This is a genomic window from Burkholderia sp. Ac-20345 (assembly GCF_017104825.1).
Taxonomy (GTDB): Bacteria; Pseudomonadota; Gammaproteobacteria; order Burkholderiales; family Burkholderiaceae; genus Burkholderia; species Burkholderia lata_B.
On record NZ_JAAGPO010000025.1, the window covers coordinates 1 to 12314 of the forward strand.

Sequence of the window (12314 nt, forward strand, 5' to 3'; positions counted from 1 at the left end):
AGCCGGACGGGCTGCCTGCTCCTTCGCCGGTGCCGGAGCAACCGGTGCGGGCGCCGGAGCCGGCGACACGCCGAACAGGCCCTTCAGCCAGCCGATGAAGCCGCCGCTTGCCGCGGCGACAGGCGCGGGTGCCGGAACGGGCTCGACCGGACGCTGCGGCGCCGGGGTCGGGGCCGGACGCTCGGGCGTGATGCCCTTGACCGCGGCTTCCTGCTTCGGCTTCACTTCTGCCGTGCGCTTGCTGTAGCCGGTTTCCGACTCGAGTTCGCGTGCTGCTTCCTCGGCCATCTTCCAGGACGCGCGCGGATCGTCGAGACGTGCGTCGTCGTGACGCAGGCGCTCGAGCTTGTAGTGCGGCGTATCGAGGTGCTTGTTCGGGATCAGCACGATGCCGACCTTGAAGCGCGACTCGATCTTGTTGATTTCCTGACGCTTTTCGTTGAGCAGGAAGGCGGTCACCTCGACCGGCACCTGGCAATGGATCGCCGCGGTGTTTTCCTTCATCGCTTCTTCCTGAATGATCCGCAGGACCTGCAGCGCGGACGATTCGGTGTCGCGGATGTGACCAGTGCCGTTACAACGCGGGCAGGTCACGTGGCTGCCTTCCGACAGGGCCGGACGCAGGCGCTGGCGCGACAGTTCCATCAGGCCGAAACGGGAGATCTTGCCCATCTGGACGCGCGCACGGTCATGCTTGAGCGCGTCTTTCAGGCGCTGCTCGACTTCGCGCTGGCTCTTCGCCGATTCCATGTCGATGAAATCGATCACGATCAGGCCGCCGAGGTCGCGCAGGCGGAGCTGGCGGGCGACTTCGTCGGCTGCTTCGAGGTTCGTGCGGGTGGCCGTTTCCTCGATGTCCGCGCCCTTGGTCGCGCGCGCCGAGTTCACGTCGATCGCGACGAGCGCTTCGGTGTGGTCGATCACGATCGCGCCGCCCGACGGCAGCGGCACCGTGCGCGAGTACGCGGTCTCGATCTGGTGCTCGATCTGGAAGCGGGAGAACAGCGGCACGTCGTCGTGGTAGCGCTTCACCTTCGCGACGTTGTCCGGCATCACGATGTCCATGAATGCGCGGGCCTGATCGTGAATTTCGTTCGTATCGATCAGGATTTCGCCGATATCGGGCTGGAAATAGTCCCGGATCGCGCGGATCACGAGGCTCGATTCCAGGTAGATCAGCATCGGCTGGCCGGCGTTGCCGCTTTGCGACGCCGCTTCGATCGCGCGCCACAGTTGCAGCAGGTAGTTCAGGTCCCACTGCAGTTCCTCGGCGCTGCGGCCGATGCCCGCGGTACGGGCGATCATGCTCATGCCGTCCGGGATCTGCAGTTGCGCCATCGTCTCGCGCAGTTCCTGGCGCTCGTCGCCTTCGATCCGGCGCGACACACCGCCGCCGCGCGGGTTGTTCGGCATCAGCACCAGATAGCGGCCGGCGAGCGAGATGAACGTGGTGAGGGCAGCGCCCTTGTTGCCGCGCTCTTCCTTCTCGACCTGGACGATCAGCTCCTGGCCTTCGCGCAGGGCATCCTGGATGCGCGCGGAGCGCATGTCGATGCCTTCCTTGAAGTACTGGCGGGCGACTTCCTTGAACGGCAGGAAGCCGTGGCGGTCTTCGCCGTAGTTGACGAAGCACGCTTCGAGCGACGGCTCGATACGGGTGATGACACCTTTGTAGATATTGCCTTTGCGCTGTTCGCGCCCGGCTGTCTCGATGTCGATGTCGATGAGCTTTTGCCCATCGACGATGGCGACGCGCAGCTCCTCCTGCTGCGTCGCATTGAACAGCATGCGTTTCATGAACGACTCCAGGCGGCTCTGCTGGCGGCGCCTCGCGGTTGTCAGTCGCGAGGGCGGGAACGACGGCAGGCCGCGCCTTGTTGTGTTGTCACAAGCACGCTGGAGCGGGAACGATGGCGGGGAGAATTGCCTGAAGAGGCGCTTGGGCCCGAAAGACGGGGCCGGCGGCCATAGGGCACCTGCGAACACGGCTTCAAAGCACGGCGTCCACACACCGCACGCTGTCAGAGCGCGCTAAGCCTGAGGCCGGGCACTGCCGCGGGGCGCGTCGTCATGCGTCGCGCGTGCCAACGGGCGGCAGATGCTGCGGCTTGGGCCGCAGCGGGGAGTATCGAATCCAGCCCGACTTTCCCGCCTGGGGTGTACTTCCCTGGTTTGACGTCGCCAGGCCCCGCACGCTTCGCGGAGCCAAATCGGGCGCAACGCCGTAATTTTCGCAACCGGCAGCCTGCGCGGACGCACTTCGCGCCGTCGGGCTGCCGATCAAATTCTTTTCAACCAACTTTCCGTTACCGCGGCGCCTTGCCGACCGAATCCGCCTGTGGGCGCGATCCTTGCCGACGGGCGGCGCCGTGCGTGCAACTTGCTGCATCTCTTTGATTAGGGGTGAGCAGCAGACCCCCGGCGCAAGTAAAATAGCGGTTTGCGCTTGCGCCTTGCCCGGTTGGTCCGGGCCGGCCGGTGAGGCCGCCCGCAACGTCAGGCTGGGCAAAATTATATTCAGTATGAACGAGTTAGGCAAAATATCCCAGAATTCGGTCGCAAGCGGCCAGGTATCGATGATCGAGATCGACGAAAACTCGGCCGGTCAGCGAATCGACAACTTCCTGTTGCGCGTCTGTAAAGGCGTGCCGAAAAGTCATATTTACCGGATCCTCCGCAGCGGCGAAGTCCGCGTAAACAAGGGTCGGGTCGATGCGCAGTATCGGCTTGCCCATGGCGACGTCGTCCGTGTGCCGCCCGTGCGCGTGGCCGCGGCGGATCTCGCACGCGCCGACACGCCCGTCGTGCCGCCCGCGAATTTCAACGTGCTGTACGAGGACGACGCGATGCTCGTCATCGACAAGCCGGCCGGGGTTGCCGTCCACGGCGGCAGCGGCGTCGCGTTCGGCGTGATCGAGCAGATGCGCCAGGCGCGCCCGCGGGCGAAATTCCTCGAGCTCGTGCACCGGCTCGACCGCGAGACGTCCGGGGTCCTGATGCTCGCGAAGAAGCGTACGGCGCTGGTGGGGCTGCACGAACAGATTCGCGAGAACAAGATGGACAAGCGCTACTTTGCGTGCGTCCACGGCGAATGGCAACCCGACTGGGGCCGCCGCCGCGCGGTGAAGGCGCCGCTGTTCAAGTATTCGACCCCGGAAGGGGAGCGTCGCGTGCGCGTGCAGGACGACGGGCTGCCGTCGCATACGGTGTTCAACCTCGTCGACCGCTGGCCCGAGTACGCGCTCGTCGAAGCGGAACTCAAGACGGGGCGGACCCATCAGATTCGTGTGCACCTCGCGCATCTCGGCCTGCCGATCGCCGGCGACGCCAAGTATGGCGATTTCGCACTGAACAAGGCGCTGGCGCGCGCGAATGCGCAGCCGTCGTTGAAACGGATGTTCCTGCATGCGTACCGGCTGCGGCTCGCCCACCCGCTGACCGGCGAGGCACTGCAGTTCGATGCGCCGCTGCCGGACGAATGCCGGCGCTTCCTCGATCAACTCAGCGCACTGCGCGATACCGCCTGAACCGCATGGCTCGACAGCAATTTGACCTGATCGTCTTCGACTGGGACGGCACGCTGATGGATTCGACTGCGCACATCGCGCACAGCATCCAGGCCGCATGCCGCGATCTCGGCCTGCCCACGCCGTCCGACGAGGCGTCGCGTTACGTGATCGGCCTCGGGCTGCGCGATGCGCTGCAGATTACGGCTCCGACCCTCGATCCGTCCGACTATTCGCGGCTCGCCGAGCGCTACCGCTATCACTATCTGCTCGACGACCAGCGCATCGAGCTGTTCGCCGGCGTGCGCGAACTGCTCGCCGAGCTGCGCGACACGGGCTATCTGCTCGCCGTTGCAACCGGCAAGGGTCGGGTCGGGTTGAATCGCGTGCTCGACCAGTCGAAGCTGACGAGCCTGTTCGATGCGACGCGCTGCGCGGATGAAACCTTCTCGAAGCCCCATCCGGCGATGCTGCATGAACTGTCCCGGGAATTGGGGCAGGACCTGTCGCGCACCGTGATGATCGGCGACACGACGCACGATCTGCAGATGGCCGCGAGCGCCGGAGCGGCCGGTGTCGGCGTTGCGTACGGTGCGCACACGGCCGACGCGCTGGCTGCGCTCACGCCGCGCTTCGTCGCGCCGGACGTCGACGCGCTGGCCGCGTGGCTGCGGGAGCACGCATGAGCGCGGCGCCGGACGCCGTGCGCGTGTGCGCATCGGATGCCCTGGCCGACGGCGGAGCGGGCGTGCGCGTTGACGCGACGCTGCGCGGCGAGCAGGCCGTCGTGTTCTTCGTGCGCTACGAGGGCCAGGCATACGGTTACCTGAACCGTTGTGCGCATGTGCCGATGGAACTCGACTGGGCGGAAGGGCAGTTCTTCGAATCGTCGGGCCTCTACCTGATGTGCGCGACACATGGCGCGATCTACGAGCCGAACACCGGCAAATGCGTCGGCGGCCCGTGCCGCGGCGGCCGCCTGCGGCCGGTCGAGGTCGACGAGCGCGACACGTCAGACGGGCGTGCGGTATTCTGGGTGCCCGACGCCGACCTGCGTCCCGCCGTTCCCGCCACGACCGACTAACGACAACACTGCATGGCCGACCAACCGAATTCCCCGGATTCCTCCGCCCGTCCCGACAGCCGTGAACCGAACTGGGAGCGTGCGGCGCTCGAGCGGATCGCGCTCGCGGCCGTCAAGGAGCAGCGCGCGGCGCGACGCTGGAAGATCTTCTTCCGCTTCGCGTTCCTCGCCGTATTCGTGCTGTTCGCGTTCGCGCTGATCGATTTCTCGAGCGATTCGAAGTTTTCTTCGAGCGGGCGGCATACGGCGCTCGTGACGATCGACGGCGAGATCGCGGCCGGCGTCAACGCAAATGCCGACGACATCAACACGGCGCTCGCCGCTGCGTTCGACGACGACGGCACGGCCGGTGTCGTGCTGCGGATCAACAGCCCGGGCGGCAGCCCGGTGCAGGCCGGGATGGTCTACGACGAGATCCGCCGGCTGCGCGCGAAGTATCCGGACAAGCCGCTGTACGTCGTCGTGACCGACATGTGCGCATCGGGCGGCTATTACATCGCGTCTGCGGCCGACAAGATCTTCGTCGACAAGGCGAGCATCGTCGGGTCGATCGGCGTGCTGATGGACGGTTTCGGCTTTACTGGGCTGATGGGCAAGCTCGGCGTCGAGCGGCGCCTGCATACGTCGGGCGAAAACAAGGGCTTCTACGACCCGTTCTCGCCGGAAACGCCGAAGATGGACGCGCATGCGCAGGCATTGCTCGACCAGGTGCACGCGCAGTTCATCAAGGCCGTGAAGGATGGCCGCGGCAAGCGGCTGCACGAGACGCCCGACATGTTCTCGGGCCTGTTCTGGACCGGCGAGAAGAGCGTCGAGCTCGGGCTCGCCGACGGCTACGGCACGACCGACACGGTCGCGCGTGACGTGCTGAAGGCGCCGGATCTCGTCGACTACACGGTGAAGGAAAGCCTGACGAACCGTGTCGCGCGCAAGTTCGGCGCGGCCGTCGGCGGCGCCGCGATGAAGGCGCTGACGGCCGGCGGCGCGTCGGTCAGCTTGCGCTGACCGGAAGCGGGCGGGCCGCGATGGCCCGCCGGTCGGTCGCTTGGCGGTTCGGCTGTTGCGGCTTCAGTTCGCCAGCAGCAGGAAGATCGCAGGGCGCTTGTGCAGATTCGGCGCAGGCGCCTTTTTCCAGTCCGCAGCGGTGCGGCTCGCGATCGTCTCGGTCGCGAGGGTCAGGTCGGCCGCGACACAGATCTGCGTCGACGGTGCGCAGGTCGCGACGAGCGTGTCGAGCATCGCCTGATTCCGGTACGGCGTTTCGATGAAGATCTGCGTCTGGCGCGCCTTGCGCGACAGTTGCTCGAGTTCGCGCAGGCGTTTCGCGCGCGCGGCCGCGTCGACCGGCAGGTAGCCGTTGAACGCGAAGCTCTGGCCGTTCAGGCCCGATGCCATCAGTGCGAGCAGGATCGAACTCGGCCCGACGAGCGGCACGACCTTCACGCCGCGCTCGTGCGCGCGGCGCACCAGCAATGCACCGGGATCGGCGACGGCCGGGCAGCCGGCCTCCGACACGAGGCCGGCATCCGCGCCGGCCAGTATGGGCGCGAGCAGCCGGTCGATGGCGCCGGCCGGCGTATTGACGTTCAGTTCGCTGATCTCGATTTCCTGGATCGGGCGCGTCGTGCCGATCTTCTTCAGAAATGCACGCGTCGTCTTCGCGTTCTCGCCGATGTAATAGCCGAGCGTGCCGGCGCGCGCCTGCACGGTCGCGGGCAGTACGGCCGCGAGCATCGATTCGTCGCCTTCGCCAAGCGTGTTCGGGACGAGGTAAAGCGTGCCGGCGGTCATGCGCGGTCTCCACGGGTGGTTGCAAACAACGGATATTCGGCGGCGCGCAGCATGCGCGTGAGCGCGATCAGCGGCAGGCCGACGAGGGCGGTCGGGTCGTTCGAGTCGATCGCGTCGAGCAGCGCGATGCCGAGCCCTTCGGACTTGGCGCTGCCGGCGACGTCGTACGGCGTTTCCGCACGCAGGTACGCGTCGAGTTCGGCCTCGGGCAGCGAGCGGAAGCGCACGCGCGTGACGAGGTCCTCGACCTGCGCTTCGCCCGTGCGGCTGTCGTACAGGCAGAGCGCACTGTGGAATTCGACTTCGCGGCCCTGCATCGACACGAGCTGCGCGAGCGCGCGCTCATGCGTGCCGGGCTTGCCGATCTGGAGCCCGTCGAAGGTCGCGACCTGGTCCGACCCGATCACGAGCACGCCGTCCGGCGCGTCGATCGTGGCAGCGACGGCACGCGCTTTCGCCTCGGCGAGGCGCAGGGCGGTCGCGGCCGGCGTTTCGCCGTCGTGCGGGGTTTCGTCGAGGTCGGGCGACACGACGTCGAAGGGGATGCCGAGGCGCTCGAGGAGCGCGCGGCGGTAGCGTGAACTGGAGGCAAGAATCAGCCGCGGCGGGCGGCAAACGGTATCCGGCATGGTCGGTTGGATCGGTGAGTCGTCGGGGGTGGCGCGGCGTTGCGCGGACGCAAGCTTAAGTGATTGACCGCAAAAGGTAAAACAGGTATGCTTTCCCGCTTTTCGTCGGTAGGCTTCCGTTGTGGTGGTGCCTGCCGGGTCTTCGGAAGTAAAGTACGTCATCCGCGGATGAGCCGTACGCGAGCGGTGCCAAGCCGGATTCGCAAGTCAGCCTGTAGGCAGGAGCGCACATGAACACTTCTTCTGGCAAACCTGCGGCGGCGCCACTTGATCCGCATGCGATCGACCTGTTCGAGTTCGCCCGCAGCGGGCGGCAGGCGGCAGGCGCGTTGCACCTCTCGCAACTGCCGCGCATGTTAAACGAAGTGCCCGCGGACGCGCCAGATCGCGACACGGCCTTCACATGGCAGGCGGAAGGGTTCACCCAGAAGGAGTTGCAGGACGACGGCGCCGACGGGCAGCAGCCGTATCTGCGCCTTGCGGTGCACGGCCATGCGTGGCTCACGTGCCAGCGCTGCATGACCCCGTACGACCAGACGTTCGATGTCGACATGACGTACCGGGTCGTTGCGACCGAAGAAGAAGCTGAAGAATTTCCGCTCGACGACGATGAAGCCGATGTGATCGTGGGCTCACGCCAGTTCGATCTCGTCGACTTGATCGAAGAGGAATTGCTGCTTTCGTTGCCGCTCGTGCCCAAGCACGAGGTTTGCCCGGCAGTTCACGAAAGCCTCGTGTCGGGCGCGAGCGGTCCCGCGGAAGAGACGGACGAGGAGTCCGACGAAGCCGGGGACGAAGGCAAACGGCCGAATCCGTTCGCAGCGCTGGAAGCGCTGAAGAAGGACGGTGACGGCACCAAGAAACACTAAGCAGTTGTGGCGCGGGAAGGCGTAAAGGCTTTGGGCCAGGGTAGTTAAGCGCCGGATCGGGCTGTGTTAGAATCCGGAAAATTATTTAGGAGTTAGTCATGGCAGTCCAGCAAAACAAGAAGTCGCCGTCGAAGCGCGGCATGCATCGTTCGCACGATTTCCTGACGGCAGCGCCGCTGGCAGTCGAGCCGAGCACGGGTGAAGTGCATCTGCGTCACCACGTCAGCCCGAACGGCTACTACCGCGGCAAGAAAGTCGTCAAGACGAAGAACGACTAAGCGTCAAGTCACGCGTTGCGCGCTACGCTTGCCGTTCGCGTGACAACTGGTTCGCTTGACACTTTCCTGGCTCAACAAAAAGGCGGCATTCAACTGCCGCTTTTTTGTGCCTGAAATTCGTCGCATTCCATGACCGTAAAGCTCACAATCGATTGCATGGGAGGCGACCACGGCCCGTCCGTGACCGTTCCCGCGGCAGTCAAGTTCGTCCGCGCGCATCCCGATGCGCACCTGATGCTCGTCGGCATCGAAAGCGCGATCCGCGCTCAGTTGAAAAAGCTGAAAGCCCTCGACGATCCCGCGCTGACCATCGTTCCCGCCACCGAAGTCGTGGCGATGGACGACCCTGTCGAAGTGGCGCTGCGCAAGAAGAAGGATTCTTCGATGCGCGTCGCGCTCAACCACGTCAAGGAAGGCGCGGCGCAGGCCTGCATCTCCGCCGGCAATACCGGTGCGCTGATGGCCGTTTCCCGATACGTACTCAAGACGCTGCCCGGCATCGAGCGGCCCGCGATCGCGTTCGCGCTGCCGAACCCGACCGGCTACACGATGATGTTGGACCTCGGTGCGAACGTCGACTGCGAACCGCAGCATCTGCTGCAGTTCGCGGAAATGGGGCACGCACTCGTGGCCGCGCTCGAAGGCAAGGAGCGTCCGACGATCGGCCTGCTGAACATCGGCGAAGAGGTGATCAAGGGCAACGAGACGATCAAGCGCGCAGGTGAACTGCTGCGCGCCAGCACGCTCAATTTCCGCGGCAACGTCGAAGGCAACGACATCTACAAGGGCACGGTCGACGTGATCGTGTGCGACGGCTTCGTCGGCAACGTCGCGCTGAAGACGTCCGAGGGGCTCGCGCAGATGCTGTCGGACATCATCCGCGAGGAGTTCGGCCGTTCGTTGATGTCGAAGCTGATGGCGCTGCTCGCACTGCCTGTCCTGATGCGTTTCAAGAAGCGCGTCGACCACCGCCAGTACAACGGCGCGGCGCTGCTGGGGCTGAAGAGTCTCGTGATCAAAAGCCACGGTTCGGCCGATGCCTACGCGTTTGAGTGGGCGATCAAACGCGGGTATGATGCCGTCAAAAACGGCGTGCTGGAGCGCCTCACGCGTGCGATGGCGGATAATTCAGTGTCGCTCGGCGAAGGCGAACACGACGCGGGCGGCGCGGGCCGTGCAAGCCCTGCCGCAGGCCATCACGCCGAACCTTCCGCTGCGCAATCCTCTAAAGCATAAATGGCCCAATCGACTCTCTATTCCCGCGTGCTCGGCACGGGCAGCTACCTGCCGCCTGACCGCGTCACGAACCAGCAGTTGACCGATCGTCTTGCGAAGGAAGGCATCGAGACGAGCGATGAGTGGATCGTTGCGCGCACGGGTATCCATGCGCGCCATTTCGCCGCACCGGACGTCACGACCAGCGACCTCGCGCTCGAGGCATCGCGTCGCGCGATCGAAGCCGCCGGCATCGATCCGCAGTCGATCGACCTGATCATCGTCGCGACTTCGACCCCCGATTTCGTGTTCCCGAGCACCGCGTGCCTGCTGCAGAACAAGCTCGGCATCAAGAACGGCGGCGCGGCATTCGACGTGCAGGCCGTGTGTTCGGGCTTCGCGTACGCGATGGCGACGGCCGACAGCTTCATCCGCAGCGGCCAGCACCGCACGGCGCTCGTGGTCGGTGCGGAGACGTTCTCGCGCATTCTCGACTTCAAGGACCGCACGACCTGCGTGCTGTTCGGCGACGGCGCGGGCGCGGTGATCCTGTCCGCGTCGGAAGCGCCGGGCGTGCTCGGCAGCGCGCTGCACGCGGACGGCAGCTATTCGCATATCCTCTGCACGCCGGGCAACGTCAACCGCGGCGTGATCGAAGGCAGCGCGTTCCTGTACATGGACGGGCAGGCCGTGTTCAAGCTCGCGGTCAACGTGCTCGAGAAGGTCGCGATCGAGGCGCTCGCGAAGGCGAATCTCGCGCCCGAGCAGATCGACTGGCTGATTCCGCACCAGGCCAACATCCGCATCATGACCAGCACCTGCCGCAAGCTCGGCCTGCCGCAGGAGCGCATGGTCGTGACGGTCGACCAGCATGGCAACACGTCGGCCGCGTCGATCCCGCTGGCGCTCGACACCGCGGTGCGCGACGGTCGCATCCAGCGCGGCCAGCACGTGCTGATCGAAGGCGTCGGCGGCGGCTTCACCTGGGGCGCGTCGGTCTTCCGCTACTGATCCGCGGCGCGCGACTGCTGCGCGCGGATCCCATCGGCGCGCCATTCGCGCGCGCCGTCCGAATCGATTCAATTGGGGACGATATGAAATTTGCATTCGTATTTCCGGGGCAGGGCTCGCAGGCCGTCGGCATGCTCAACGCATTCGCCGATCTGGCCGTCGTGCGCGAGACGCTCCAGGAAGCGTCCGATGCACTCAATCAGGATCTCGGCAAGCTGATCGCCGAAGGCCCGGCCGAAGAGCTGAACCTCACCACCAACACGCAGCCCGTGATGCTGACCGCGGCCTATGCGTGCTATCGCGCGTGGCAGCAGGCAGGCGGCCCGGTGCCGTCGATCGTCGCCGGCCACAGCCTCGGTGAATACACGGCGCTCGTCGCTGCCGGCGCGCTCGCGTTCAAGGACGCCGTGCCGCTCGTGCGCTTCCGCGCGCAGGCGATGCAGACGGCCGTGCCGGTCGGCCAGGGCGGCATGGCCGCGATCCTGGGCCTCGACGACGATACGGTGCGCGCGGTCTGCGCCGAAGCCGCGGAAGCGGGCGTCGTCGAAGCGGTGAACTTCAATGCGCCTGCACAGGTCGTTATCGCAGGCAACAAGGCCGCGGTCGAAAAGGCCTGCGAGATCGCGAAGGCGAAGGGCGCGAAGCGCGCACTGCCGCTGCCGGTGTCGGCGCCGTTCCATTCGTCGCTGCTCAAGCCGGCGTCGGACCAGCTGCGCGACTATCTCGCGAACGTCGACGTCAAGGCGCCGCTGATTCCGGTCGTCAACAACATCGACGTCGCCGTGGTCAGCGATCCGGCCGCGATCAAGGATGCGCTGGTGCGCCAGGCCGCGGGCCCGGTGCGCTGGGTCGAGTGCGTGCAGCACATCGCCGGCACGGGCGTTACGCACGTGATCGAATGTGGTCCGGGCAAGGTGCTCGCCGGCCTGACGAAGCGCATCGACGGCAACCTGACGGGCGCGTCGGTGTTCGATCCGGCGTCGCTCGACGAAGCGCTCAAGCTGGTGACCGCCTGACGCGGCGCCTTTTCTCAAGAGACGGATATTCGATTCATGGACAAGACTCTCGATAAACAGGTTGCGATCGTCACCGGCGCATCGCGCGGCATCGGCCGTTCGATCGCGCTCGAACTCGCGCGCCTGGGTGCGACGGTGATCGGCACGGCAACGAGCGAATCGGGCGCCGCTGCGATCACGGCGGCGTTCGCGGAAGCGGGCGTCACGGGCCGCGGCGCGGTGCTGAACGTCAACGACGCGGCAGCCGCCGAGGCGCTGATCGACGCGACCGTGAAGGAATTCGGCGCGCTGAACGTGCTCGTCAACAACGCGGGCATCACGCAGGACCAGCTGGCGATGCGGATGAAGGACGAGGACTGGGACGCGGTGATCGACACCAACCTGAAGTCGGTGTTCCGCCTGTCGCGCGCGGTGTTGCGCCCGATGATGAAGGCACGTGGCGGCCGCATCATCAACATCACGTCGGTGGTCGGCTCGGCCGGCAACCCGGGTCAGGTCAACTACGCGGCCGCAAAGGCCGGCGTGGCGGGCATGACGCGTGCGCTCGCGCGCGAAATCGGCAGCCGCGGCATCACCGTGAACTGCGTGGCGCCGGGCTTCATCGACACCGACATGACGAAGACGCTGCCGGAAGAACAGCAGGCCGCGCTCAAGACCCAGATTCCGCTCGGCCGCCTCGGCAGCCCGGAAGACATCGCCCATGCCGTCGCGTTCCTCGCATCGCCGCAGGCCGGTTACATCACCGGTACGACGCTGCACGTGAACGGCGGCATGTACATGTCGTAACGATTTTCGTTTACCATCCGCGCCGTATCCCGTTTTTCAGGCGGATAGGCGCTTGATAGACCGTCAAGCCAACGCGCGTTTTGGCGTCAGCAAACCTGATAAAATGCGCGCACTTGTAAATCTGAACTT

The 12314-nt window shown here is 65.8% G+C and carries 13 protein-coding genes; 10 read left to right on the forward strand and 3 right to left on the reverse strand.

Going from position 1 to position 12314, the window contains the following annotated elements; all coding sequences use genetic code 11:
- Nucleotides 1-1797, reverse strand: a 1797-nt coding sequence (locus G3O06_RS12020) for an Rne/Rng family ribonuclease (RefSeq protein ID WP_205816159.1), incomplete at its 3' end; no start/stop codon positions are given.
- A gap of 725 nt (nucleotides 1798-2522) precedes the next feature.
- Here G3O06_RS12020 and G3O06_RS12025 point away from each other — a divergent pair.
- From G3O06_RS12025 to G3O06_RS12040, 4 genes are read left to right on the forward strand one after another with little or no spacing between them, the layout of a single operon-like run.
- Nucleotides 2523-3527, forward strand: a complete 1005-nt coding sequence (locus G3O06_RS12025; protein WP_174915663.1) for an RluA family pseudouridine synthase — start codon at nucleotides 2523-2525, stop codon at nucleotides 3525-3527.
- Nucleotides 3528-3532: 5 nt separating this feature from the next.
- Nucleotides 3533-4192 carry an HAD-IA family hydrolase gene (locus G3O06_RS12030; RefSeq protein ID WP_174960347.1) on the forward strand — a complete coding sequence of 220 codons (660 nt, stop codon included), beginning with the start codon at nucleotides 3533-3535 and terminating at the stop codon, nucleotides 4190-4192.
- Nucleotides 4189-4590, forward strand: coding sequence for a Rieske 2Fe-2S domain-containing protein (locus tag G3O06_RS12035; RefSeq protein WP_043181955.1), 402 nt, complete (start codon nucleotides 4189-4191; stop codon nucleotides 4588-4590). Before G3O06_RS12030 ends, G3O06_RS12035 begins: the two co-directional genes overlap by 4 nt.
- 12 nt (nucleotides 4591-4602) lie before the next feature.
- On the forward strand, nucleotides 4603-5595 hold the full coding sequence (locus G3O06_RS12040; protein WP_174915641.1) for a S49 family peptidase: 993 nt from the start codon (nucleotides 4603-4605) through the stop codon (nucleotides 5593-5595).
- A gap of 63 nt (nucleotides 5596-5658) precedes the next feature.
- On the opposite strand, the gene G3O06_RS12045 is transcribed toward G3O06_RS12040, so the two are convergent.
- Nucleotides 5659-6381: an SAM-dependent methyltransferase gene (locus G3O06_RS12045; protein WP_174915642.1), complete on the reverse strand. Its 723-nt coding sequence runs from the start codon at nucleotides 6379-6381 to the stop codon at nucleotides 5659-5661.
- A complete protein-coding gene (locus G3O06_RS12050) occupies nucleotides 6378-7010 on the reverse strand; it encodes a Maf-like protein (RefSeq protein WP_205816160.1) in 633 nt (210 codons plus the stop codon). The genes G3O06_RS12045 and G3O06_RS12050 overlap by 4 nt, the downstream gene beginning before the upstream one ends.
- A gap of 230 nt (nucleotides 7011-7240) precedes the next feature.
- On the opposite strand from G3O06_RS12050, the gene G3O06_RS12055 reads away from it, so the two are divergent.
- The 6 genes from G3O06_RS12055 to fabG all read left to right on the forward strand — a co-directional run bounded on the left by G3O06_RS12055 (nucleotide 7241) and on the right by fabG (nucleotide 12185).
- Complete coding sequence (locus G3O06_RS12055) at nucleotides 7241-7879, forward strand: DUF177 domain-containing protein (protein ID WP_174915644.1); 639 nt, start codon at nucleotides 7241-7243, stop codon at nucleotides 7877-7879.
- A 98-nt stretch (nucleotides 7880-7977) separates the two neighbouring features.
- Entirely contained in the window at nucleotides 7978-8157 is a 180-nt protein-coding gene (rpmF, locus tag G3O06_RS12060) for a 50S ribosomal protein L32 (protein WP_006051932.1), read from the forward strand.
- A gap of 129 nt (nucleotides 8158-8286) precedes the next feature.
- On the forward strand, nucleotides 8287-9393 hold the full coding sequence (gene plsX, locus G3O06_RS12065; RefSeq protein ID WP_174915645.1) for a phosphate acyltransferase PlsX: 1107 nt from the start codon (nucleotides 8287-8289) through the stop codon (nucleotides 9391-9393).
- A complete protein-coding gene (locus tag G3O06_RS12070; RefSeq protein ID WP_175000526.1) occupies nucleotides 9394-10383 on the forward strand; it encodes a beta-ketoacyl-ACP synthase III in 990 nt (329 codons plus the stop codon).
- A gap of 83 nt (nucleotides 10384-10466) precedes the next feature.
- Entirely contained in the window at nucleotides 10467-11399 is a 933-nt protein-coding gene (gene fabD, locus G3O06_RS12075; protein WP_205816161.1) for an ACP S-malonyltransferase, read from the forward strand.
- 36 nt (nucleotides 11400-11435) lie between these two features.
- A complete protein-coding gene (gene fabG / locus G3O06_RS12080; protein ID WP_006476504.1) occupies nucleotides 11436-12185 on the forward strand; it encodes a 3-oxoacyl-ACP reductase FabG in 750 nt (249 codons plus the stop codon).
- Nucleotides 12186-12314: the final 129 nt, after the last annotated feature.

Bases quoted from the DNA above. Each gene is read 5' to 3' on its own strand.
- plsX (WP_174915645.1), top strand. From the start codon at position 8,287: ATGACCGTAAAGCTCACAATCGATTGCATGGGAGGCGACCACGGCCCG.
- G3O06_RS12055 (WP_174915644.1), top strand. From the start codon at position 7,241: ATGAACACTTCTTCTGGCAAACCTGCGGCGGCGCCACTTGATCCGCAT.
- G3O06_RS12030 (WP_174960347.1), top strand. From the start codon at position 3,533: ATGGCTCGACAGCAATTTGACCTGATCGTCTTCGACTGGGACGGCACG.
- rpmF (WP_006051932.1), top strand. From the start codon at position 7,978: ATGGCAGTCCAGCAAAACAAGAAGTCGCCGTCGAAGCGCGGCATGCAT.
- G3O06_RS12045 (WP_174915642.1), bottom strand. From the start codon at position 6,381: ATGACCGCCGGCACGCTTTACCTCGTCCCGAACACGCTTGGCGAAGGC.
- fabD (WP_205816161.1), top strand. From the start codon at position 10,467: ATGAAATTTGCATTCGTATTTCCGGGGCAGGGCTCGCAGGCCGTCGGC.
- G3O06_RS12050 (WP_205816160.1), bottom strand. From the start codon at position 7,010: ATGCCGGATACCGTTTGCCGCCCGCCGCGGCTGATTCTTGCCTCCAGT.
- G3O06_RS12070 (WP_175000526.1), top strand. From the start codon at position 9,394: ATGGCCCAATCGACTCTCTATTCCCGCGTGCTCGGCACGGGCAGCTAC.
- fabG (WP_006476504.1), top strand. From the start codon at position 11,436: ATGGACAAGACTCTCGATAAACAGGTTGCGATCGTCACCGGCGCATCG.
- G3O06_RS12035 (WP_043181955.1), top strand. From the start codon at position 4,189: ATGAGCGCGGCGCCGGACGCCGTGCGCGTGTGCGCATCGGATGCCCTG.
- G3O06_RS12025 (WP_174915663.1), top strand. From the start codon at position 2,523: ATGAACGAGTTAGGCAAAATATCCCAGAATTCGGTCGCAAGCGGCCAG.
- G3O06_RS12040 (WP_174915641.1), top strand. From the start codon at position 4,603: ATGGCCGACCAACCGAATTCCCCGGATTCCTCCGCCCGTCCCGACAGC.